Source organism: Caulobacter sp. UNC358MFTsu5.1, assembly GCF_000712075.1.
GTDB lineage: Bacteria > Pseudomonadota > Alphaproteobacteria > Caulobacterales > Caulobacteraceae > Caulobacter.
Genome location: NZ_JONW01000005.1, coordinates 331,148 through 351,913 on the forward strand (window position 1 = coordinate 331,148; position 20,766 = coordinate 351,913).

Sequence of the window (20,766 nt, forward strand, 5' to 3'; positions counted from 1 at the left end):
TTTCTGTTTGGGGGTCCGGGATCAGGTCTGCGGGCAGAGGAAGCTGGCGGTGACGTTGCTGAGCGGCCCCGGCCACTCGCCGAACATGATGGTGCCGCTGTAGCTGTAGAGGGGCGAGGCCGGGAAGCAGAGGTTCATGTTGAACTTCAGCAGGTCGCCCGTGCTGGCCGCGACCACCGTCAGCGGAAAGCCGATCAGCGGCGCGTTGTCGTAGATGAACAGCACGCCGGTGAACGGCGAGATGACCGGCGCGGCCGGGTTGGGGAACTCCAGCGTCCCGGTCACCGGGACCACCTCGCATCGCGCAGTCGAGATCGAGGCCGCCGGATCCCCGGTCGTCTTCGCGGCCAGCTCGTCCGGCACGACCAGGGTCAGGTCGTATTCGAAGCCGACCTGCTCGCCGGGGCCGGCCATGATCTCGGGCTGATAGACCGTCAGTTTCAGCTTGATGGACTGGGGCATCGGTGGGTCCTCGATCCAGGGTTCGGGCAATCGACCGCGGAGTGCGGCCACGCCCGATGGTGGCGTCGCGAACATGTCACCCGTATGAAGGGAATTTCGTCGAGCGCTCTACGGCAGGTTTCGCGCGACGTCCCACCTTCCTGCCAAAAGAACAGGCGGTACGCGTCGCCGCGTGACCGCCTGAAGTCGTAGCCGGGGTCGGGGGAGAAACCGCCGGCTATTCGTGGCTGTCGGCGAAGGCGGTGTGCATGCGGTGCAGCCTTGCCTCGTCCTCCGGCGACAGCTCGCGCGGACCCAGCACGACGTCGACGCGCAGCACCTTGCCGGTGAAGCGGAACGGGGTCTTGTAGCTCTTGCCCACCGGCGAGCCGGTGTCCGAGCCCACCCCGAAGGTGTCGATGCCGAAGCGGCCGGCGACGGTGTTCTCGATCCGCGCCCGCCCGACCTCCTTGCCGTCGATGCCGATCACCGCCTCGCCGCCCTTGCCCAGGCCCCCGCCGTCATAGGCGAACTCCATCGACACCGTGCTGCGGCCCGGCGGCACGGGGACGCTGGAGATCACGTCCGTGCGCTGCCGCTCGAACCAGTTGTAGTGATAGGCCAGCTTGCCGTTCTGGACGTACAGGGCGTAGCCGGCCGAGGCGCCGCCGGCCGCCAGGATGATCCCCTCCCCGCCCTTTTCCGGCATCTCGATCTCGGCCGTGATCCGGTGCGAGCGGTTCTTGGTGTTGGGCGAGGCCGTCTCGGCCAGGCGCGAGGCCCCGGCGTAGTAGGTGAAGTGGGTGCGGTTCGGGTCCGCCCCGCCCGGCGAGGGCTTGGGCGTGGCCAGGCGCCCGGAGCCCCGGTCGTCGAACGGATAGACGTTGTTCTTGCGGGCCTCCTCGTCGAACACCGCCTTCAGCTCGGCCAGCTTGTCGGGATGGACGGCGGCCAGGTCGTTGGCTTCGGAGAAGTCCTCGTCCAGGTGGTACAGCTCCCAGCGATCGTTCTCCCAGTGGCCGGGAGCCAGGTCCTGGCGCCACGGCAGGGTGTGCTGGGCGCAGGCGATCCAGCCCTTGTCGTAGATCGCCCGGTTGGTGAAGACCTCGAAATACTGCCGCTCGCGCACCGGGCGGGCCTTGGGGTCGGCGAAGGTCGAGGTGATCGCCACGCCGTCCAGCGGCTTCTGCTCCACCCCGTCGACGAAGGCCGGCGCGGGGATGCCGGCGACGTCCAGGATGGTGGGCATGATGTCGATCAGGTGGGTGAACTGGTCGCGCACCCCGCCGTGGTCGGTGATCCTGGCCGGCCAGGCGGCGACCATCGGATTGCGCGAGCCGCCCAGGTGCGAGGCCACCTGCTTGACCCACTGGAACGGCGCGTTGCCGGCCCAGGCCCAGCCCAGCGGATAGTGCGGCTCGGTCTCGGGCCCGCCGATCTCGTCCAGCTTGGCCAGGTTGTCCTCCAGCTTCGAGGGCACGCCGTTGAGGTTCATGATCTCGTTGACCGTGCCGGTGAAGCCGCCCTCCGAGCTCGCCCCGTTGTCGCCCACGATGTAGAGGATCAGGGTGTTGTCGGCGTCGGGCAGGGCCTCGACCGCCTCGATCAGGCGGCCGCATTCGCTGTCGGCATAGGCCAGGTAGCCGGCGAAGTTCTCCATGAACCGGGCGTAGAGCCTGCGCTCGTCGGCCGACAGGCTGTCCCAGGGCTTCACCCAGTCGGGACGCGGGGTCAGGGCGGTGTCGGGCGGGATCACCCCGGCCTCCAGCTGACGGCGATAGGTCGCCTCGCGCACCGCGTCCCAGCCGGCGTCGAACTGGCCGGCGAACTTCTCGCGCCAGGCCTTGGGCGCATGGTGCGGGGCGTGGGCGGCGCCGGGGGCGAAGTAGAGGAAGACCGGCTTCTGCGGGGCCACGGCCTTGCTGTAGCGCATCCAGTTGATGGCCCGGTCGGTCATGTCCTCCATGAAGTGGTAGCCCTCTTCGGGCGACTTGTGGGGCTCGACCGCGACGGTGTTCTCGAACAGCACCGGATAGTACTGGTGGGTCTCGCCGCCGATGAAGCCGTAGAAGTAATCGAAGCCCAGGCCCGTGGGCCAGCGGTCGAAGGGCCCGGCGACGCTGCTCTCCCAGTCGGGCGTGTTGTGGTTCTTGCCGAACCACGAGGTGGCGTAGCCGTTGCCGCGCAGCACCGAGGCGATGGTCGCCGTGCTCTTGGGGATCATGTTGTTGTAGCTGGGGAAACCCGTCGCCCACTCCGACAGGAAGCCCACGCCGCAGTTGTGGTGGTTGCGCCCGGTGATCAGGGCCGCGCGGGACGGTCCGCAGATCGCCGTGGTGTGGAAGCGGTTGTAGCGCAGGCCGCGCGCCGCCAGCTTGTCCAGGGCCGGGGTCGGCACCGGCCCGCCGAAGGTGCTGACCTGGCCGAAACCCACGTCGTCCAGCAGGATGACGATGACGTTGGGCGCGCCCTCGGGCGGCTTGGGCACCTTGGGCCAGTCTTCCTTGGAGTCCAGGTAGGTCTTGCCGATCACGCCCTGGAATGGCGGCTCGGGCAGAGGCAGGCGCGAGCGGTCGGTGGCGTCGGCCATAGCGGTCTCCTGGAAAGCGGTCGAACTCGCGCAGGAGCTAGCCAGCGCGGCGGCCAGCTCGCCATGGGGTGAAGCCCCTAGAGCGATCGACGCATCTCCCGGTTTTCCGTCGCGGCGACGGCGACCGCCCCGTTCGACTCCAAATCCCCAAAAACCCTGACCATTTACGACTCCGCAACGCCAACAGGCGAAGGTGAGGTCCCAAAGACGTTCCGCCAAACGGCCGCATGGACACGCTCGCCCGCCTTATCGACCGCCGAGCCCCGATCGACCCCGCGACCCCGTGCGCCGAGGTCGTGGCGATGTTCGACGCCGCTCCGCGCGCCGCCGCCCTCCCCGTGGTCGTGGACGGCAAGCCGGCGGGCCTGGTCTATCGCGACGTGTTCCTGGCCCAGATGGCCGTCGCCCCCGCCCTGGCCGACCGCCCGGTGTCCGAGGTCATGGACCGCGAACCGCGCGCCGTCTCCGCCGGCGTGACCGCCGCCGATTTCGTCGACCGCCTGGCCCAGAGCACCACCCCGATCTTCCGCAGCGCCTATGTCGCCGTCGACGAGGCCGGCGACTATGTCGGCGTCGGCGGGCTGGAGTCGCTGCTCACCTCCCACCGCCGCCGCCAGCGCGAGGCCGACGAGGCCATGGCCCTGGTCGAGCGCATGGCCCACGACATCGGCCATCACCTGGACGGCGTCCTGGCCTTCACCGAGCGGCTGGAGCAGTCGCGGCTGACGCCCGACGCCGCCGCCTATGTCCGCGCCATCGGCGACACCAGCCGCGACATGAGCCAGGTGCTGGGCCGGGCCATGGACCTGCGCCGCGCCGCGACCGGCGGCCTGACCCTGTCGCCCGCCCCGGCCCTGCTGCGCGACCTCAGCGACGCCGTCGAGGCCCGCTGGGCGCCCCGCGCCGCCGAGGGCGGCTCGACCCTGCTGTTCTCCTATGACGGCCCGCCCGACGCGGCCGCCCTGATCGACGCCGACCGCGTGCTGCAGGTGTTCGACGCCCTGATCGAGAGCGCCCTGGCGAGCGGCCGCGGCGTCATCGAGGCCAGCCTCAAGGCCCACGCCGTCGAGAACGGCCTGCTGCTGGAAGGCCGCGTGCGCGACAACGCCCCCGGCGCCGCCGAGGCCCGCCTGGCGCGCGTCCTGGCCCCGCTGGGCGCCGGCAGCATCGAGGACAGCAACGAGCTGGCCCTGGGCGTGGGCATGGCCCTGGCCCACGGCCTGACCCGCGCCATGGGCGGCCCGCTGCGGGCCGAGGCCAACATGGGCGCCGGCCTGACCCTGCAGTTCGCCGTGGCCGTCCCGGAGGCGATCCTCGCCGACCAGCACGACGACGAGCCGGTGCTGGACGCCCGCTCGGCCCACATCCTGATCGTCGACGACAACGCCACCAACCGCATGGTCGCCGAGGCGCTGTGCGAGATGTTCGACTGCACGTCCGAACAGGTGGCCGACGGCGTCGAGGCCGTCGAGGCCGCCAAGTCGGGCCGCTTCGACCTGATCCTGATGGACATCAAGATGCCGCGCATGGACGGCGTCACCGCCACCCGCGCCATCCGCGAGCTGCCCGGCCGGGCCGGCGCCGCGCCGATCGTCGCCCTGACCGCCAACGCCGACCCCAACGACGTGGCCACCTACATCGCCGCCGGCATGCAGGACGTGGTCGAAAAGCCCATCAAGCCGGAACGCCTGGCCGTGGTGCTGTCGGCCCTGCTGGGCGATGACGATGGGGACGAAGACGGCGACGCCGAGGCCGCGGCCTAGCGGGCCGCTAGAGCTTCACGACCTCGCCGTCTTCCTTGGTGAAGCCCTCGGGCCTGCGGTCCAGCAGGTCGAGCACTTCCTCCGACGGCCGGCACAGCTTCACCCCTTTCGGCGTCACGACGATGGGCCGGTTCACCAGGATCGGGTGCTCGACCATGGCCTCCAGCAGGCGCGCCTCGTCGACGCCCTCGGCCAGCAGTCCCAGCGCGTCCGCCGGCGTCCCCTTCTCCCGCAGCAACTGGCGCAAGGTCAGGCCGGCCCTGCCCGCCAGGTCGCGGAGCTGGTCGCGGGTCCAGCCGGCCTGGAGGTATTCGACCACCTGCGGCGCGTAGCCGGCGGCCTGGACCATGGCGACGGTGTTGCGCGAGGTCCCGCAAGCCGGGTTGTGGAAGATGACGATGGGGAAATCGGCGTCGCTCATGGGGTCGTGTCCGGCTTGAGGAGCCAGCCGAAGATGCCCGCCGCGAGGAGGGCGCCGACGAACTGGGCGAGGATGAAGGCGGGGGCGCTGGAGGGCGCGATCCCGGCGAAGGAGTCCGACAGGGCGCGGGCCAGGGTCACCGCCGGGTTGGCGAAAGAGGTCGAGGCCGTGAACCAGTAGGCGGCGGTGATGTAGAGGCCGACGGCCATGGCCGTGCTCTCGGGCCGGAAGCGGCTCACGCCCAGGATGGCGGCGACGAGGCCGAAGGTCGCCACGACCTCGGCGAAGGCCTGGGCCCCGCCGCCGCGCAGCTTGGTCGAGACCTGCAGGATCGGCTGGCCGAACATGGCGTGGGCCGCCCAGACGCCCAGCACCGCGCCCGCCACCTGGACCGGCGGATAGGCCAGGGCCAGGCGCCACGGCAGGTCGTGCCGCAGGACCGCCACCAGGGTCACCGCCGGGTTGAAGTGGGCGCCGGAGATCGGCCCGAACATCCAGATCAGCACCACCAGCGCCGCGCCCGTGGCCAGGGTGTTGCCCAGCAGGGCGATGGCGACGTTCCCGCCGGCCAGCCGCTGGCCCATGATCCCCGAGCCGATCACCACCGCCAGCAGCAGGGCCGAGCCGAGGCCTTCCGCGACGAGGCGGCGCGCGACGCTGAACGTCACGGCTAGCCGCCGGAACCGACGGGCGCGCAGGCCGGGCAGCAGTCCTTCACGCGGGCCAGGATCGAGCCCAGCGGCGCGCAGATCTCCGGCGCGCCGTCGCAGCAGTCCTCCATCAGGAAGCCCAGCAGGCCGCTCATGGCGTCGTAGTCGGCCGAGTAGATGATCGACCGTCCCTCGCGCCGCGAGACGATCAGGCCCGCGTGCGACAGGACGTTGAGGTTGGCCGACAGGCTGTTGGGCAGGACGTCCAGCGTCCGGGCGATATCGCCCGCCGCGATCCCCGCGGGACCGGCCTTCACCAGCAGGCGGAAGATCGCCAGGCGTCCCTCGTGGCCGAGGGCGGACAGCATGTTGACAGCGGGCTTCGATTCCATATTTCCAATATGCTGGAAATATCTGACAGTTCAATGACGCATTTGGAGACGCCCGTGAGCCCGTTCCCTGACCTCGACCCGAAGTTCCTGGCCCAGGTCGACCAGGAGCGGCTCGACGTCGCCGCGCCGTCCGCCCATCCGCCGCGCATCCTGCTGCTGTACGGGTCGCTGCGGGCGCGCTCGTTCAGCCGCCTGCTGGTCGAGGAGGCCGCCCGCATCCTCGACGCCCTGGGCTGCGAGACCCGCATCTTCGACCCGCGCGACCTGCCGCTGCCCGACGCCACCGGCCCCGACCACCCGAAGGTCCAGGAACTGCGCGCCCTGTCGCAATGGTCGGAGGGCCAGGTCTGGTGCAGCCCCGAGCGGCACGGCGCGATCAGCGGCGTCATGAAGGCCCAGATCGACTGGATCCCGCTGGAGATCGGCAGCGTCCGGCCGACCCAGGGCAAGACCCTGGCGGTGATGCAGGTCAGCGGCGGCTCGCAGTCGTTCAACGCGGTCAACACCCTGCGCCTGCTGGGACGCTGGATGCGGATGATCACCATCCCCAACCAGTCGTCTGTGGCCATGGCCTACAAGGAGTTCGGCGAGAACGACCGGATGAAGCCCTCCAGCTACTACGAGCGGGTGGTGGACGTGATGGAGGAGCTGGTGAAGTTCACCCTGCTGACCCGCGATCGGGCCGACTACCTCGTCGACCGCTACAGCGAGCGCAAGGCCAGCGGCCGCATCCCCGAGCACGTGGCGCTGGCCGCCGAGGCCATGCGCCACGAGACGGCGCCCACCGCGCCCTAGCCCGCAGCCTAGCCCGCCGCCTTCTGGGGTCCGGCCCGAGCCGCCTCGGCCTCCAGCCGCGCCAGCAGCTGGCGCGCCGCGTTGCTGCCGTCGTGCGGGTCGTTGGCCAGGGGCTTGAGCAGGGCCACGGCGCGCCGGTAGTCGCCGCGCATCGCCAGGGCCTGGACCGCGCTGAAGGTGACCTCGGACACCTGCGGCGCCAGCTCGTTGGCCAGCAGCAGCCCCTCCATCACGTTGTCGCTGGGATAGCCCGGCGACAGCGAGCGGCTCCGGGCGTAGGCCAGCAGGATCTGGTAGCGGGCGCCGTCGATCTTGAACGCCCGGCCCAGCACGCCCTGGGCCTGCTTGTACAGCGCCGCCTTGCGGGCGGGATCGGCGTCGCCGGTCTCCATCAGGATCTGGGCCTTCAGCTCCAGGGCCTCGACATCCTCGGGCGCGGCCGCCAGCCGTCGATCGATCACGCCGTCGGCGGCGGCGAAGTCCTCGGCCTGCAGCCGGGCCCGCGCCAGGGCCCGCTGGGCCAGGCCGTCGTCGGGATAGCGGGCCGCGCGCTTGGCCACGTCCTCGGCGAAGGCCTTGCGCGCCGCCAGGTCGCCGGGCGGCGAGATCATCCGGACCGTCTCCAGCAGCAGGTCGTCGGCGGAGGCCGGCATCGTGGTCACCGTCACCTCGACCGAGCGGGCGCGCTTGCGGGTGAAGACCTGGACCGGCAGGTTGGTGTGGGTGTAGTCGTGCAGGTCCTTCTGCAGGTCGGCCAGGCTCCGGCCGGTGGCCGCCTCCATCGCCTTGACCGACGGCGTCCCCTCGCCGACCGCCTTCATATAAGCCTGGAGCTGGGCGTAGCGGGCCGGGTCGCTCATCAGGTAGTGGGTCAGCAGCCAGGCCAGCGGGTAGTAGGTATCGGCCGTCGGCTCGTCGACCCGGGGCGCCTCGGTCAGCAGCCTGTCCAGCGGCATCCAGCGGCTCTGCATCAGCCAGGAGGCCCGGTTGGTGTTGAACTTGCCGACCACGATGCTGTCGCCGTCGAACGCCGTGGTCATGAAGTACTCGGCGTAGCCCTCCACCAGCCACGGCGCGTAGGCGTAGTTGAAGTACTGCTTCATGAAGTGGTGCACGTACTCGTGCAGCATCACGTCGTCGTTCTCGACCTCCTTGGCCCGGCCGACGATGGCGACGCAGGCGATGCCGCCGGCCGAGGTGGTGTAGTAGCCGCGAAGGGTCTCGTCGGCGCCGGGCATGGCCCGCCGCAGGGCCGGCGTGCCGCGCACCAGATAGACGTCCAGCTTGCGCGGCGGCACGGCGTCGACCGGCAGGCGGTGCATGAACCGCAGGACCATGTCGAAGTCCTCGAGCTTGGCGGCGTAGTCGCGCAGCACGTCCTCGCCCACGATGCCGTGGACCACGAACCGCGGCGTCTCGGCGCGTCGCCACGAGCCCGTCCCGGTCGTTTCGGCGCGCGCGGCGGCGCCTCCCATGGCCGAGAGCGCCAGCAGCCCCGCCATCACGTCACGACGACCGGTCCGGCCGTCCCCGGCCGCCGCGTCCCGCTTCTCGATCATCCCCGTCCCCCGAAAGCCACTCGCCCTCAGGTTAGGGCGCCCGGGCGTCCAAACTCAAGCTTGGGGACGGCGGCGCATGGGCTAGGGTGGCGCCATGCCCGCGATCCTGCTCCAGCGCCTGCGCCGGTCCCTGACCACCCTGCCCGACGCGCGAGGCTGGGCGCTGTGCGGCCTGGTCGCCGGGGTCGTGGGCGGGCTGATGGCGGCCATCGGCTTTTCGACCGGGCTCTACGCCCTGACCCCGACCGTCCCCGGCCTGCCGCTGCGGCTGCTGACCGTGCTGTTCGTGCCCGCCCTGGGCGAGGAGATCCCGTTCCGCGGCCTGCTGGTCCCCGCTCGTGACGAGACCCGGCGGCCGTGGATCGCCATCGCCGTCTCGACCGCGCTCTACGTCGCCTGGCATCCGCTGGAGGCCCTGACCTTCCTGCCCCAGGCGGGCATGTTCCTGCGCCCGGACTTCCTGGCCTGCACCGCCCTCCTCGGCCTGGGCTGCGCCCTGATGCGCTGGCGCACGGGCTCGCTGTGGCCGGCGGTGCTGCTGCACGGCGGCTTCGTGGTGGTGTGGCAGACCTGGCTGGGCGGGGTGAGGCTGTAGGGAGCGGTTGCGAACCGGCGCCGCCCCATGTCTAAGCTCAGCCATGACCTCGACCGATCTCAGCGCCCGAGACCGCGATATCCGGATGCTGCACTGGACCGATCAAGGCGACAGCGACTGGAGCGCCACCGCCCCCGGCGGCTGGGACCTGTACTATGCGGGGGCGCGGTTCGGCCTGCGGCGCGGCTACAGCCGCTACACCTCCACCGTGACCCTGACGCGGCGCGGCAAGGCGCCGGCGAGCCTGGTGCGCGAAGGCGGCTTCGACCGGCTGGCCAAGCGGATCGGCTACGCGGTCGAGCCCCAGACGGGCGACGCCGATTTCGACCGCCGGGTCTATCTGATCACCGACGACGACGCCCTGGCGCGCGCCCTGGGTGACAGCCCCGAAGCCCGGCGGGCCGTGCTGGACCTGCTGGACCTCGACATCTCCAGGATCGACGTCACGGGCAACGGCTTCACGATACGGCTGGGCGAGTCGGCGGATCCCGAGAACGACGGGGGCGGCGCGCTGTCGAACCTGGCCCTGCATCTGGACGCCCTGTCCGACGCGGGCCGGACCCGTCGAGCGCCGCCGGGTCCCGACGGGGGTCGGGGCTGGGCGGTCTCGGCATCGGCTGGTTCTGCGTGGTGGCCGCGGCGGTCTTCGGCTTCTGGGCGTGGGGCGGCGACCAGGCCTGGGACCAGCAGATCGAGACCTTCGCCGACACCGATTGGCTGGGCATGGGCCTGCTGGCCGCCGTCGCCGTGGGTCCGTACGCCTTGCTGGGCGGCCGGCGGGCGAACTCGCACCGGGCGCTGGCCCTGATGACGGCGGCCATCCTGGCGCTCATGCCGCTCAGCCAGCGCTTCCTGCAGATCGAGGTGAACCGTCTCCACGCCCGGAGCTGGACGCTTGCCCCGGCGGTTCCCACCGCCCTGCGTCCCGATCCCGATCGCCAGTACAGCAAGGGCTATCTGCTGGACGCCACGGTCGAGGACCGGCCGGTCGTCAGGGCGCTGAGCCTGGACGAGGGCAAGCTGGCCCTGGAAGGCCGCTTGTGCCTGACGGGCGTGGTGATCGAGGGCCTGCGCGGCCTGCGCTACGTCAAGGGCGTGCGCACCTGGACCTGCCGACCGGGCGAGATCAGCCCTGTCCCGCCGCCCTCGCCCGCTCCGCCGGCCGAGGACGCGTCCTAGGACCCGGCTAGAACCGAAACCCCAGCTTGGCGCCCACGAACTTGCCGTCGGGGTCGTAGCCGCGCGCCCGGCCGGCGCCGCTGTCGTCGGCGTTGGGTTGGAGGCCGCACAGCAGGCCCGCGCCCAGCAGGGCGTCGCCGGCCTTGCCCTCCACCGAGGTCCGCGCCACGCCGGGCGGCAGCGGCGCCGGGGCGCGGGAATACAGCACCGGCAGGCCGGGCGCCTTGAGGTCCAGGGGCTTGGGCGAGGCCAGGGAGAGCCTGGGCGCGGGCGCCTGCGCCTGGGCTTCGCCCGCGCAGGCGACGGCGGCGATAAGGGCGAAGACCGCGAAGGTGGGGCGAAGGGCCGTCATGCCTTCAAGATGGGGAAGCGACGGCCGGCGCCAAGGGGCGACCCGCGATGTTGCGTCGCAGCAAAACCCCTTGAAAATGACAACGTTGTCATCCATATGGGGCGCATGGGGACGATTTGATGTCCCGTCCAACCGAGAACGGAAGAAACCAATGCTCAGCCTGATCGTCCTGACCCTGTCGGCCATCAAGGCCCAGCGCGCCGCCTAAGCGCGCCGGCCTCCGCCGCAGAAAAGAGCCCGCGAACCCGGTTCGCGGGCTTTTTCTTTGGGCGCCTAGTTCCCCTCTTCCAGCAGGCGCCGGGCGATGACCTGGGCCTGGATCTCGCCGGCGCCCTCGAAGATGTTGAGGATGCGGGCGTCGGCCAGCAGGCGGCTGGCGACGTATTCCATCGCGAAGCCGTTGCCGCCGTGGATCTGCAGGGCGTTGTCGGCGGCGGCCCAGGCCACGCGGGCGGCGACCAGCTTGGCCATGCCGGCCTCCAGGTCGCAGCGCTTGCCCTCGTCCTTCTGGCGGGCGGCGAAATAGGTCAGCTGGCGCACGCCCATGATCTCGGCGGCCATCATGGCCAGCTTGTTGTGGACGCGCGGGAATTCGAAGATCGCCTGGCCGAACTGCTTGCGGTCCAGGGCGTAGCCGAGGCCGGTCTCCAGCGCCGCCTGGGCCACGCCCACGGCGCGGGCGGCGGTCTGGATGCGGGCGCTCTCGAAGGTGGCCATCAGCTGCTTGAAGCCCTGGCCGGGCACGCCGCCCAGCAGGTTCTCGGCGGGCACTTCGAAGCCGTCGAAACCCAGCTCGAACTCCTTCATGCCGCGATACCCGATCACCCCGATCTCGCCGCCGCTCATGCCCTGGGCCGGGAAGTCGTCGCCGTCGACGCCGCGCGGCTTGGGGGCCAGCAGCATGGACAGGCCGCGATAGTCGGTGGTGGCCGGGTCGGTGCGGACCAGCAGGGTCATGACGTCGGCGCGGGCGGCGTGGGTGATCCAGGTCTTGCTCCCGGTCACCACGTACTGCTCGCCCTTCAGCTCGGCGCGGGTGCGCAAGGACCCCAGGTCCGAGCCGGTGTTGGGTTCGGTGAAGACGGCGGTCGGCAGGATCGAGGCGTCGGCGATCTTCGGCAGCCAGTATTGCTTCTGCTCCTCCGTGCCGCCGGTCAGGATCAGCTCGCCGGCGATCTCCGACCGCGTGGCCAGCGAACCGACGCCGATCCAGGCCCGCGACAGCTCTTCCGACACCACGCACATGGCGGTCTTGCCCAGGCCGCTGCCGCCGTATTCCTCGGGGATGGTCAGGCCGAACACGCCCAGGGCGCCCAGCTCCTCGACCAGTTCGATGGGGATCAGCTGGTCCTTCAGGTGCCAGTCGTGGGCGAAGGGCGTGACCTTCTCCTCGGCGAAGGCGTGGAACTGGTCGCGGATCATCTCGAAGGTCTCGTCCAGGCCCGTGTGCTCCAGCGTCGGGCGACCGCGCGCCTCGGCCAGGCGCTTGGCGACGCGGGTCTTCACGGCCTGGGTCCCGCCCTCGACCATCAGCTTCATGATGCCGTTCGAGAACAGGCGGTTCATGACGCCCCGGTCCTTGACCAGGTGGGCGGGGCGGACGATCTCGCCCTGGTTCATCGGGACGCCGCCGATCAGCTGGGCGGCGTATTCGGAAAACAGCAGCTGGGCCAGCAGGGCCTCGATCTCGCCGAACCGGCCTTCCGCCTCCAGCCGCTCGGCCCAGCCGGCGACCTGGTTCAGCAGCTCGGCATAGGCGGCGTACCAGCCGTAGCCGTGGACCTGGTGCTGGTGCTCGTCGGCCAGGGCGCGATCGATCTTGCCGTTCGCGCCGGTGATGGCGGCCTTCACCTCGGGCTTGGCCTCGGCCACGAACAGCTGGGCCGCGCCGGCGGCTTCACGCAGCAGCACGGTCAGGCCCGGCAGGATGAGGGTCTGGGTGTCCGTGCTCGTCATGGCTTGCTCCCGTGCGGCAAACAGTTGTTTTCTTTCACTGTGGAGCCTTTCGCAGCTGCGAGCAATGCCGCACTGCAACATAAATCGGTCCGACGGGGGCGAAAGTTCCCCCGGGCGCGTTCACCAGGGCCCAGGGGAGAGAAACAGATGCTGGTCGTCCACCACCTCAACGAATCGCGCTCGCAGCGCATACTGTGGCTGCTGGAGGAGTTGGCCCTGCCCTACGAGATCCGCTTCTACGAGCGCGATCCCCAGACCCGCCTGGCCCCGCCCGCCCTGCTGCACGTCCATCCGCTGGGCAAGTCGCCGGTGCTGACCGACGGCTCCACGACGATCATCGAGAGCGGGGCGATCACCGACTACGTCATCCGCCGCCATGCCGGCGGCCGGCTGGCGCCCGACCCGGCGAGCGCGGACTACGACGCCTACCAGCAGTGGCTGCACTACGCCGAGGGCTCGGCCATGCTGCCGATGCTGCTGCGGATGTATGTCGGCCGGCTGGGCGCGGCGGGCGCGCCGCTGCACCCGCGCATCGAGAGCGAGATGGCCAACCACCTGTCCTATGTGGACGGGGCGCTGGAGGGCCGCCAGTTCTTCGTCGGCGACGGCCTGACCGGCGCCGACATCCAGATGAGCTTCGTCGCCGAGGTCGCCAAGGCCCACGGCAAGCTGGCCGACTATCCGAACCTGGAAGCCTGGATCCGCCGCATGCACGCCCGCCCGGCGTGGAAGACGGCGCTGGAGAAGAGCGGGCCTTACAAGCTGGGGGAATAGCGCCCACGCGGCGCCGCTCGCCCCACAGTTACACACAGCCGCGTGCTCACCCGCGCTTCACAAGCTTGACGATATCGGTTTAGGTGGCCGCGCGGGATGGGGCCCGCGGGGGGAAACACTTTGAAATTATTTCATAAAGCCGCCTTTGCGGCGCTGTTCGTCATGGCCGCCACAACCGCCAGCGCCCAGACCATCAAGGTGCCGGAGGGCACTGAAATGGTGATCAGCATCGACGAGAAGCTGTCGTCCGAGAGCAGCCACGAGGGCGATCGCTTCTCGATCAGCCTCGACGAGGACCTCAAGCTGTCGGACGGGACGGTCCTGCGGGCCGGATATCGCGGGGTCGGCGAGGTCGTCGAGGCTCGCGACAACGGGGCGCTCGGCAAGAACGGGAAGCTGAACGTTCGCCTTGTCTACCTGAAGGTCGGCGACGACCGCATCAAGCTCCGCGCCACCAAGGGGTCCAAGGGTGAAACCCGCGTGGGCGCGACGGTCGCCACGGTGATCCTGTTCTGGCCGGCCGCGCCGTTCATCCGGGGCAAGGACGTCAGCATCCAGAAGGGGACAATCATGACCGCCTTCGTCGATCAGGATACGAGCTTGCCGACTCCTCTACCGTCCCCGCCCGGCGACATCGACTAGGTCGCCGGCGCCGCCGGCGGCCAGGCTTTCGGGTTCGGAAGCGACAGGCCCCCTCCCTCGCGGAGGGGGCCTTTTCGTTGCGTGGCCCCACAGCGGCCCCCGCGACAGCAACCTGACACTGCGCGTAACTTCTGGTTTAGCTTCCGGGACTAGCCTGACGGGGCCGAGCCCCCTCGGCACAGTCCTGGAGCGCCCGTGCAGATTTCCGCCACGACGCCGAACGCCACCGCGCCGAACGCCGCCGCGCAAGCCCCGACGCCCGCGCCCGCCGACGCGCCGCAAGCCGCGCCGCCCGCCGCGCCGGCCGTGACCGTGACCCTGTCGCCCGAGGCCCGCGCGGCCCAGGCCGCCCTGGCCGCGATGCCGATGCAGGACGCCGTCGAGCAACTGACGTCCGGCGCCCAGGACGCCCCCTCGGCCGGCCCGCTGGACCGGATCAAGTCGCTGCTGCTGAAGCTGGCCGACGGGTCCGGCGTCCCGAAGGCCGAACAGGTCCAGGCCTATGTCGATGTGCAGAAGGCGATCTTCCTGGACGACGACAGGACCTGGTGGACCCAGAGCAGTCCGGAGGACCGCAAGGCCTACGCCGCGATCATGGACGGCGGCGCGATCAGCACGGAAATCCGCAAGGCCGCCGACGACTTCAACCGCTGGAGCCTGTCGCAGGACATGCGCTCCAACGTGCCGCGCAAGAACCTGGCGCACCTGAACGCCCTGTCGCCGCTGGAGCAGCAGATGGTCTTCGCCGGCACGGCCAGCGCGGACGGCACGATCGGCGCGGGCGTGACCTCGCTGGACCAGTGGAAGGCCCAGATGCAGGTCGACATCGTCAATGTCGACAAGATGATCGCCATGGACGAGACCGAGAAGAAGGGCGGGTCGGGCAAGACCGCGACCCCGGCCAAGACCGGCGCCAAGGTCGCCGACGATGGCGCGGCGGCGGCGAACGACGCCTCGCCCGAAGCCCAGGCCCTGGACGCCCTCACCTCGCCCGACCGGGGCGATGGCCTCGCGGCGGCGGCCCTCAGGATGCTGCGGAAGGCCGCCGAGGCCCGGGCCGAGGCGAAGGAACAGGCCGAAAAGGCCCGCAAGGACGCGCCGCGCACGGACGGGACGCCTCGCGCCATCCTCGAGCCCTACGTGATCGGCGACAAGGTCGACAAGGCGGTCTGAGGGCCCCTCACGCTGTCATCCCGGAAGCCTCGCAGAGGCTGTCCGGGACCCAGGGGACTGGGCTGAGGCCTTGCGGTTCACCTGGGTCCCGGACAAGCGCTGCGCGCTTTCCGGGATGACAACGTTGGGCGCCGCCCCCCTACGGCGACGTCGCCACCGCCCACGAGAAGTCGGTGTGGGTGACCGTGGTGCTGAAGTAGGTCGGGTCGGTGAAGAAGGCGATCGGCTTGTTGTAGTTGGCCGGATAGGGCTGGCTGTTACCCACCACCGCCACGCCGTGACAGCTCATGCAGTTGGAGGTGATCCCGGCCGGGATGCTGGGATCGGTCTCCAGATAGGGGTTGAAGCAGACCTGCATGGTCTGGCTGCTGGGCGTGGTGGTCTGGTTGTAGGCCGTACAGGCGGCGTAGTTGCTCCAGGGGCCGCCCAGCGAGGTGGGCTGGCCCTGCTTGCTGCCGGGGAAGCCGTTGGGCGTGTCGCCGCCCGGCTGCCACCAGAAGGTCTGCCAGGTCCAGAACGGGATCTCCTTGGTGTTGACGTGCATGGCCAGCAGCACGGCGTAGTCGCCCTCGGCCACGGTCTTGCCGGTGGCGGCGGCGAAGTTCTTGGCTTCCGGGGCGGTCAGGCGCACCGCGTAGAGGGTGCTGAGCGGGGTCCACAGGAAGGTCTTGCAGGCCGTGCCGGCGGTGCTGACGCTCGCGATCTCGGCCGGGGTGGCGGGCCGCACCGGGCCGGTCCCGTCCGGCGAGACCAGCATGCAGGTCGTCCAGGTGCGGATCGTCGGATTGGTCGGGTTGGTCGAGCCGCCCGGCCCCTGCCACAGCGGCTGCACCGTCAGGCCCTTGGCCGCGACCGTGCCGAACACCGGCTTCAGCTCGATGGCCTGGACCGGGAACTCGTTGATCCCCCGGTTCTGGGGCGTGGTCCCCGTCGGCCACGAGGCGTTCAGCTTGGTCAGGCCCGACTGGGTGCTGTAGTCGTACTTGGCCCCGCCCGGCCCCGCCTGCGGCGAGTCGATGAAGGTCGCGGCCTGCGGGTTGAACTTGTTGTCGGCGGTGACGTCGGAATTTCCGAACGTGCCCAGCGCCCCCAGCTTGACGCCCTTGGCGTGGTGGAACTGCAGCGGGGCGGCGAAGTTGCGGATCACCCGCGGCTTGGCCAGGCGGGCCTCGAGGCTGACGCCGTTCGTGCCGGCCTGGACGGCCGCCAGGTTGGTGGGGAACACGTCGTTGGGCCCGGCCCAGGTTTCCCAGATCGGCAGCTCCTGGTCGTTGAACTTCTGGCCGGACGGCGCGGCCATGGCCTGCCACAGGCTCCAGGCGTGGCCGCGGATCGAGGCGGTGTCGCCGGCGTCGATCCAGGCGTTGATGGTGGCGGTGGGCACCGGGAAGTTCGGACCGACCGGCAGCGGCACCGGCGTCACCACGCCCGGCGTGGCCGGGGCCGGCGCGCCCTCGCCCGAGGTCTTGGTCCCCTGTTCGCAGGCCGCCGTCAGGGCCAGCAGTCCGGACGCCGCGATCAGACCGATCTTGCGCATAGCCGTTCCTCCCATAGGGACGACTTTCGCGCACATTCGTCGACATCGCCCTCATGGGTAGTATTCACCGCGCGGCTCGACCGTCAATAGAGCGCGGGAGCCGGGGGCGCGCGGACGCCGCCTCCCGAAAAATTCTCAGATGAACGAATTCTGTCGGTCCAGCTGTCGGCGCGGTTCAGCTTCGCCTTGGCATGGTGCGTCTCACGGGGCCGACGGCTCCGGACCATTCAAGGGACGAAGGACGAAGACCATGACCAAGACCATCACCTTCAAGAAAGCGATCGCCGGCCTGGCCATGACCGCCACGGCCCTGACCCTGGCCACGGCGCCCACCACCGCCAGCGCCATGTCGCAGAAGCTGGGCGGCGTCATCGGCTGCAACGCCTCGGGCGGCAAGCAGGAAGCCGGCGCCGTGATCGGCGGCCTGCTGGGCGCCGTCGCCGGCAACAAGCTGGCCAAGAACGACCGGGGCACGGGCACCGCCATCGGCGCCGTGGTCGGCGCGGGCGCCGGCTCCTACGCCGGCTGCCAGATGCAGAAGACCCGCGCCGCCAACAACGCCGGCGGCGTCTACACCAGCAACGGCATCCGGGTTTCGAACAGCGTCGACGCCGCCCCGATGACCAAGATCAAGGGCAAGTACGTCGCCCGCTCGAACCTGAACCTGCGCGCCGCCGCCTCGACCCGCGGCGAGGCCGTCGGCACGGTCGAGGCCGGCCAGACCTTCCAGGCCCTGGGCCGCACCGGCGACGGCAAGTGGATCCTGGTCGGCCAGGACGGCGTGGGCGTCGGCTACGTCTCCAGCGCCTACGTCTACCGGGCGTAGGCGTCCTTCCGGAACGGGCCGCTTAGCGTCGGGCCCGGGTGCAGTAAGCGTAAGGCGAGCCCGTCTGTCCCCCCGGCAGGCGGGCTCGCTGCGTTGCGGCCTCAGGCCTTCTTTCAGGCCTTAGGGCAGCCCGTGGACGCGATGCCCCGGGGCTTGAGCGCGGCGCACAGCCGCCCCTTGAACCGCTCGGTCGCGCCGGACACCTCGCGGAGGCTCAGGGACTGGCTCAGCTCGATGCTGCCGATCGTGGCGCCCAGCACGTCGAGGATCGCCGGATTGCGCATCATCGTCATGCCCGCCTCCTGCTTTTCGGCCTCGGTCAGGGCGTCGGGCGTGCGCACCGTCTTCTGGCCCAGGGGCGACTCGTAGAAGGCCAGGGCGCCGGTCAGCTGCTCGGCCGTCAGCCGGGCGGCGTAGTAGCGGTCCAGGCCCTGGATGATCTTGTCCACCATGTCGCGGCGCGTGTCCGTCAGGGCGTCGTCGAGGGCCGCCATGAACTTGGCCTTCTGCTCGGGCGGCGCGTTCTTCAGGCCCTGGAGGGTCATGTCCCGCGCCGGGGCCAGCGCCTGCTTGAAGGTCTCGTCCAGGCCGGCGCGGATGTTCATCGCCTTGACGAAGCGGCCGCCCAGGGCGAGCTGGTCGGCGGGGATCGGCTGCGTCCCCAGGGCGACGGCGACCGCCGCGCTGTTCAGGGCCTGCAGCTTCTCGGCGTCGGTCTGGCCTGGCGCCTGGGCCTGGATCTGGGTCTGGGCTTGCGGCTGAGCCGGCGGCGCGGCCTGCGCCCAGACCGGGGACGCGCCCGCCAGCAGGCCGACGACGCCCAGGCCGGACAGGACGGCCTTGCGGAATTGGATCATGGAACTCCCCCTCGATGGTCGCCGCCATAGCACCGCTTCGCGCGCCCGCCCAGGCGCCGCGCTCCGCCTTGCCCCGACTCCGCGGCTAGGCTTCAGTGCGGGCCTGACTTTTCCGGGACGCCACCATGATCGCCACCACCCGCCGCGCCGCCCTGTTGTCGGCCTTCGCCACCGTCGGGGCCGCGGCGCTGGCGAAACCGGCCTTCGCACGCCAGGCCGGCAAGGCCGGCGCGGCGGTCGACCAGTTCGCCCAGGAGGTCATGGCCGCCTTCCCCGACGAGCCGGGCCTGGGGATCTGCGTGGTCGAGGACGGCGAGATCACCCTGGCCAGGGGCTACGGCGTCAAGCGCCTGGGCGCGCCGGACAGGGTCACCGACTCCACCCTGTTCGGCGTGGCCTCCAACACCAAGGCCTTCACCGCCGCCGCCCTGGCCATGCTGGTCGAGGAGGACAAGGTCAAATGGGACGACCCGGTCACCAAGTACCTCCCGGCCTTCGAGATGAGCGACCCGGTCGTCACCAGGCTGATGACCGTGCGCGACCTGCTGTGCCACCGCTCGGGCCTGACTCTGGGGGCCGGCGACCTGATGATCTGGCCCAACCCCACCCACAGCCGGGCCGACATCGTCGCGGGGCTGAAGTACCTGCCGATCGGCGGCCAGTTCCGGGGCGGCTACGCCTATGACAACGTGCTGTACGTGGCCGCCGGCGAGGTGATCGCCGCCGTCACCGGCGCGCCGTGGGAGGTGTTCATCCAGAAGCGGATCCTGGACCCGCTGAAGATGACCGACAGCGTGCCCCTGCCCTCGCTGATCGGCGGCCGCTCGCGGGCCGAGCCGCACGCCCGGATGGGTCCGCCGGTGCGGGGCCTGGGGCCGCAGACGGTGCTGCCGTTCGACGGCAGCTTCGACTCGGCCGGCGCGGCGGGCGGCCTCAACGCCAGCCCGCGCGACATCGGCAAGTGGATGCAGGTCCAGCTGGGCCTGGGCACGACGCCGGGCGGGGTGAAGCTGTGGACCGAGGCCTCGGGCCGCGAGATGTGGAAGCCCCAGACCATCACCGCCTGGTCCGACGGCCCGACCGCCGACAATCCGGTGCGCGCTTCGCTGCAGGCCTACGCCCTGGGCTGGTTCGTCAACGACCACCGCGGCGAGAAGATCGTCTGGCACACGGGCGGCCTGGCCGGCTTCATCTCCTATACCGGCCTGCTGCCGGGCCGGAAGTCGGGGATCATGGTGATGACCAACGCCGAGGAGGCGCCGGTCTTCCGGTCCCTGCGCTACGGCGGTCCCGACCGGCTGCAGGGGCGCAGCGACTTCGACTGGATCGCGTCGAGCCGGAAGGTCCAGGCCGAGAACGACGCCAAGACGATCAAGGAGGCCGCCGAGGCGGTGACGCCCAAGGGCGGCGGGGTGGCCCCCACCCTGCCGCTGGCCGCCTATGCCGGGACCTACCGCGACCCCTGGTACGGCACGGTGACCGTCTCGGTGTCCGGCAAGGGCAAGAAGGCCGGGCTGAAGATCGCCTTCGACAAGACCCCCGCCCTGCGCGGCGCGCTGGAGACCTTCGACGGCGACACCTTCAAGACGCGGTTCGAAGACCGCTCGCAGGAGGACGCCTTCGTGGTGTTCTCGGTGAAGGACGGCAAGGTCACCGGCGCGACCATGCGGGCGGTCTCGCCCCTGGCGGACTTCTCGTACGACTATCAGGATCTGAAGCTGGTGCGGGTGTAGGGGGCGAAAACCCTCTCCCGAAGGGGAGAGGGAGGGGCCCAACGCGCAGCGTTGGGAGGGTGAGGGGTAAAGCCGCGAAAAGCGAAACGCCCGTTACTTCGCTTGCCATTGGCCGGGCCAAGGCCAAGCTCTCGCCGTGGACCGGATCGTCAACGCCCGTCGCCTGCGTCAGAGCCAGACCTTGGCCGAAGAAAGGCTCTGGGCGATCCTGCGTGGACGCCGCCTCGACGGGTACAAGTTTCGTCGCCAAGTTCCTATCGACCGCTACTTCGCTGACTTTGTTTGCCGGGACGCCAAGCTGATCGTCGAGCTCGACGGCGCTTCACACGAGGATCGCTTCCTGCATGACCAAACCCGGACCGAGGTGCTGGAGCGCTGCGGTTTCCATGTCCTGCGGTTCGACAACGAGGCCGTGCTGTCCGATCCCGGTGGAGCCGCCGAGGCCATTGGCGCGGCGCTCCGGCTGAGGTTTTAACCCCTCACCCTCCCACCGCTTCGCGGCGGGCCCCTCCCTCTCCCAAGGGAGAGGGT

General features: G+C 70.5%; 21 protein-coding genes. 11 read left to right on the forward strand and 10 right to left on the reverse strand.

Annotated elements, in window-relative coordinates; translation table 11 throughout:
• Positions 1-21: 21 nt before the first annotated feature.
• Positions 22-462 carry a hypothetical protein gene (locus tag BR39_RS0103640; RefSeq protein ID WP_029907842.1) on the reverse strand — a complete coding sequence of 147 codons (441 nt, stop codon included), beginning with the start codon at positions 460-462 and terminating at the stop codon, positions 22-24.
• A gap of 217 nt (positions 463-679) precedes the next feature.
• Positions 680-3,031 (reverse strand): arylsulfatase, encoded by a 2,352-nt coding sequence (locus tag BR39_RS0103645; RefSeq protein ID WP_029907844.1) that lies wholly within the window; start codon positions 3,029-3,031, stop codon positions 680-682.
• A gap of 227 nt (positions 3,032-3,258) precedes the next feature.
• On the opposite strand from BR39_RS0103645, the gene BR39_RS0103650 reads away from it, so the two are divergent.
• A complete protein-coding gene (locus BR39_RS0103650; RefSeq protein WP_029907845.1) occupies positions 3,259-4,794 on the forward strand; it encodes a response regulator in 1,536 nt (511 codons plus the stop codon).
• A 7-nt stretch (positions 4,795-4,801) separates the two neighbouring features.
• Here the strand turns inward: BR39_RS0103650 and arsC are convergent, their stop codons facing one another.
• From arsC to BR39_RS0103665, 3 genes are read right to left on the reverse strand one after another with little or no spacing between them, the layout of a single operon-like run.
• Positions 4,802-5,215 (reverse strand): arsenate reductase (glutaredoxin), encoded by a 414-nt coding sequence (arsC, locus tag BR39_RS0103655; protein WP_029907847.1) that lies wholly within the window; start codon positions 5,213-5,215, stop codon positions 4,802-4,804.
• Positions 5,212-5,883, reverse strand: coding sequence for an MIP/aquaporin family protein (locus tag BR39_RS0103660; RefSeq protein WP_029907849.1), 672 nt, complete (start codon positions 5,881-5,883; stop codon positions 5,212-5,214). The genes arsC and BR39_RS0103660 overlap by 4 nt, the downstream gene beginning before the upstream one ends.
• 2 nt (positions 5,884-5,885) lie before the next feature.
• Positions 5,886-6,257, reverse strand: coding sequence for a helix-turn-helix transcriptional regulator (locus tag BR39_RS0103665; RefSeq protein ID WP_029907851.1), 372 nt, complete (start codon positions 6,255-6,257; stop codon positions 5,886-5,888).
• A 54-nt stretch (positions 6,258-6,311) separates the two neighbouring features.
• Between BR39_RS0103665 and arsH the strand changes: the two genes are divergently transcribed.
• The gene (arsH, locus tag BR39_RS0103670) at positions 6,312-7,052 is read left to right on the forward strand and encodes an arsenical resistance protein ArsH (RefSeq protein WP_029907853.1); all 741 of its coding nucleotides are present in this window, start codon (positions 6,312-6,314) and stop codon (positions 7,050-7,052) included.
• Between the two features lie 8 nt (positions 7,053-7,060).
• On the opposite strand, the gene BR39_RS0103675 is transcribed toward arsH, so the two are convergent.
• Positions 7,061-8,611, reverse strand: a complete 1,551-nt coding sequence (locus BR39_RS0103675; protein ID WP_051695142.1) for a lipopolysaccharide assembly protein LapB — start codon at positions 8,609-8,611, stop codon at positions 7,061-7,063.
• 94 nt (positions 8,612-8,705) lie between these two features.
• Between BR39_RS0103675 and BR39_RS0103680 the strand changes: the two genes are divergently transcribed.
• From BR39_RS0103680 to BR39_RS0103690, 3 genes are read left to right on the forward strand one after another with little or no spacing between them, the layout of a single operon-like run.
• Entirely contained in the window at positions 8,706-9,206 is a 501-nt protein-coding gene (locus BR39_RS0103680) for a type II CAAX prenyl endopeptidase Rce1 family protein (protein WP_029907856.1), read from the forward strand.
• Positions 9,207-9,249: 43 nt separating this feature from the next.
• Positions 9,250-10,014 (forward strand): hypothetical protein, encoded by a 765-nt coding sequence (locus tag BR39_RS0103685; RefSeq protein ID WP_156035571.1) that lies wholly within the window; start codon positions 9,250-9,252, stop codon positions 10,012-10,014.
• Positions 9,930-10,385 (forward strand): hypothetical protein, encoded by a 456-nt coding sequence (locus BR39_RS0103690; protein ID WP_029907860.1) that lies wholly within the window; start codon positions 9,930-9,932, stop codon positions 10,383-10,385. The genes BR39_RS0103685 and BR39_RS0103690 overlap by 85 nt, the downstream gene beginning before the upstream one ends.
• A gap of 7 nt (positions 10,386-10,392) precedes the next feature.
• On the opposite strand, the gene BR39_RS26675 is transcribed toward BR39_RS0103690, so the two are convergent.
• Positions 10,393-10,737 (reverse strand): hypothetical protein, encoded by a 345-nt coding sequence (locus tag BR39_RS26675; RefSeq protein ID WP_029907862.1) that lies wholly within the window; start codon positions 10,735-10,737, stop codon positions 10,393-10,395.
• Between the two features lie 273 nt (positions 10,738-11,010).
• A complete protein-coding gene (locus tag BR39_RS0103700; RefSeq protein ID WP_029907863.1) occupies positions 11,011-12,693 on the reverse strand; it encodes an acyl-CoA dehydrogenase family protein in 1,683 nt (560 codons plus the stop codon).
• Positions 12,694-12,840: 147 nt separating this feature from the next.
• Between BR39_RS0103700 and BR39_RS0103705 the strand changes: the two genes are divergently transcribed.
• The 3 genes from BR39_RS0103705 (at position 12,841) to BR39_RS26355 (ending at position 15,282) form a co-directional block, all read left to right on the forward strand.
• Positions 12,841-13,467: a glutathione S-transferase family protein gene (locus tag BR39_RS0103705; RefSeq protein ID WP_029907865.1), complete on the forward strand. Its 627-nt coding sequence runs from the start codon at positions 12,841-12,843 to the stop codon at positions 13,465-13,467.
• Positions 13,468-13,629: 162 nt separating this feature from the next.
• Complete coding sequence (locus BR39_RS0103710) at positions 13,630-14,109, forward strand: hypothetical protein (protein ID WP_051695143.1); 480 nt, start codon at positions 13,630-13,632, stop codon at positions 14,107-14,109.
• Positions 14,110-14,304: 195 nt separating this feature from the next.
• Positions 14,305-15,282 carry a hypothetical protein gene (locus tag BR39_RS26355; RefSeq protein WP_029907868.1) on the forward strand — a complete coding sequence of 326 codons (978 nt, stop codon included), beginning with the start codon at positions 14,305-14,307 and terminating at the stop codon, positions 15,280-15,282.
• 139 nt (positions 15,283-15,421) lie between these two features.
• On the opposite strand, the gene BR39_RS0103720 is transcribed toward BR39_RS26355, so the two are convergent.
• The gene (locus tag BR39_RS0103720; RefSeq protein ID WP_029907870.1) at positions 15,422-16,819 is read right to left on the reverse strand and encodes a hypothetical protein; all 1,398 of its coding nucleotides are present in this window, start codon (positions 16,817-16,819) and stop codon (positions 15,422-15,424) included.
• Positions 16,820-17,069: 250 nt separating this feature from the next.
• On the opposite strand from BR39_RS0103720, the gene BR39_RS0103725 reads away from it, so the two are divergent.
• Complete coding sequence (locus BR39_RS0103725) at positions 17,070-17,645, forward strand: SH3 domain-containing protein (protein WP_029907872.1); 576 nt, start codon at positions 17,070-17,072, stop codon at positions 17,643-17,645.
• Between the two features lie 113 nt (positions 17,646-17,758).
• Here BR39_RS0103725 and BR39_RS0103730 read toward each other — a convergent pair whose 3' ends face one another.
• A complete protein-coding gene (locus BR39_RS0103730) occupies positions 17,759-18,502 on the reverse strand; it encodes a DUF2059 domain-containing protein (RefSeq protein WP_029907875.1) in 744 nt (247 codons plus the stop codon).
• A gap of 125 nt (positions 18,503-18,627) precedes the next feature.
• On the opposite strand from BR39_RS0103730, the gene BR39_RS0103735 reads away from it, so the two are divergent.
• Both BR39_RS0103735 and BR39_RS0103740 read left to right on the forward strand, forming a co-directional pair.
• Positions 18,628-20,235, forward strand: coding sequence for a serine hydrolase (locus BR39_RS0103735; RefSeq protein WP_029907876.1), 1,608 nt, complete (start codon positions 18,628-18,630; stop codon positions 20,233-20,235).
• A 136-nt stretch (positions 20,236-20,371) separates the two neighbouring features.
• Entirely contained in the window at positions 20,372-20,710 is a 339-nt protein-coding gene (locus BR39_RS0103740) for an endonuclease domain-containing protein (RefSeq protein ID WP_029907878.1), read from the forward strand.
• Positions 20,711-20,766 lie beyond the last annotated feature (56 nt).

Bases quoted from the DNA above. Each gene is read 5' to 3' on its own strand.
- BR39_RS0103640 (WP_029907842.1), bottom strand. From the start codon at position 462: ATGCCCCAGTCCATCAAGCTGAAACTGACGGTCTATCAGCCCGAGATC.
- BR39_RS0103645 (WP_029907844.1), bottom strand. From the start codon at position 3,031: ATGGCCGACGCCACCGACCGCTCGCGCCTGCCTCTGCCCGAGCCGCCA.
- BR39_RS0103650 (WP_029907845.1), top strand. From the start codon at position 3,259: ATGGACACGCTCGCCCGCCTTATCGACCGCCGAGCCCCGATCGACCCC.
- arsC (WP_029907847.1), bottom strand. From the start codon at position 5,215: ATGAGCGACGCCGATTTCCCCATCGTCATCTTCCACAACCCGGCTTGC.
- BR39_RS0103665 (WP_029907851.1), bottom strand. From the start codon at position 6,257: ATGGAATCGAAGCCCGCTGTCAACATGCTGTCCGCCCTCGGCCACGAG.
- BR39_RS0103675 (WP_051695142.1), bottom strand. From the start codon at position 8,611: ATGATCGAGAAGCGGGACGCGGCGGCCGGGGACGGCCGGACCGGTCGT.
- BR39_RS0103680 (WP_029907856.1), top strand. From the start codon at position 8,706: ATGCCCGCGATCCTGCTCCAGCGCCTGCGCCGGTCCCTGACCACCCTG.
- BR39_RS0103685 (WP_156035571.1), top strand. From the start codon at position 9,250: ATGACCTCGACCGATCTCAGCGCCCGAGACCGCGATATCCGGATGCTG.
- BR39_RS0103690 (WP_029907860.1), top strand. From the start codon at position 9,930: ATGGGCCTGCTGGCCGCCGTCGCCGTGGGTCCGTACGCCTTGCTGGGC.
- BR39_RS26675 (WP_029907862.1), bottom strand. From the start codon at position 10,737: ATGACGGCCCTTCGCCCCACCTTCGCGGTCTTCGCCCTTATCGCCGCC.
- BR39_RS0103700 (WP_029907863.1), bottom strand. From the start codon at position 12,693: ATGACGAGCACGGACACCCAGACCCTCATCCTGCCGGGCCTGACCGTG.
- BR39_RS0103705 (WP_029907865.1), top strand. From the start codon at position 12,841: ATGCTGGTCGTCCACCACCTCAACGAATCGCGCTCGCAGCGCATACTG.
- BR39_RS0103710 (WP_051695143.1), top strand. From the start codon at position 13,630: ATGGCCGCCACAACCGCCAGCGCCCAGACCATCAAGGTGCCGGAGGGC.
- BR39_RS0103720 (WP_029907870.1), bottom strand. From the start codon at position 16,819: ATGCGCAAGATCGGTCTGATCGCGGCGTCCGGACTGCTGGCCCTGACG.
- BR39_RS0103725 (WP_029907872.1), top strand. From the start codon at position 17,070: ATGACCAAGACCATCACCTTCAAGAAAGCGATCGCCGGCCTGGCCATG.
- BR39_RS0103730 (WP_029907875.1), bottom strand. From the start codon at position 18,502: ATGATCCAATTCCGCAAGGCCGTCCTGTCCGGCCTGGGCGTCGTCGGC.
- BR39_RS0103735 (WP_029907876.1), top strand. From the start codon at position 18,628: ATGATCGCCACCACCCGCCGCGCCGCCCTGTTGTCGGCCTTCGCCACC.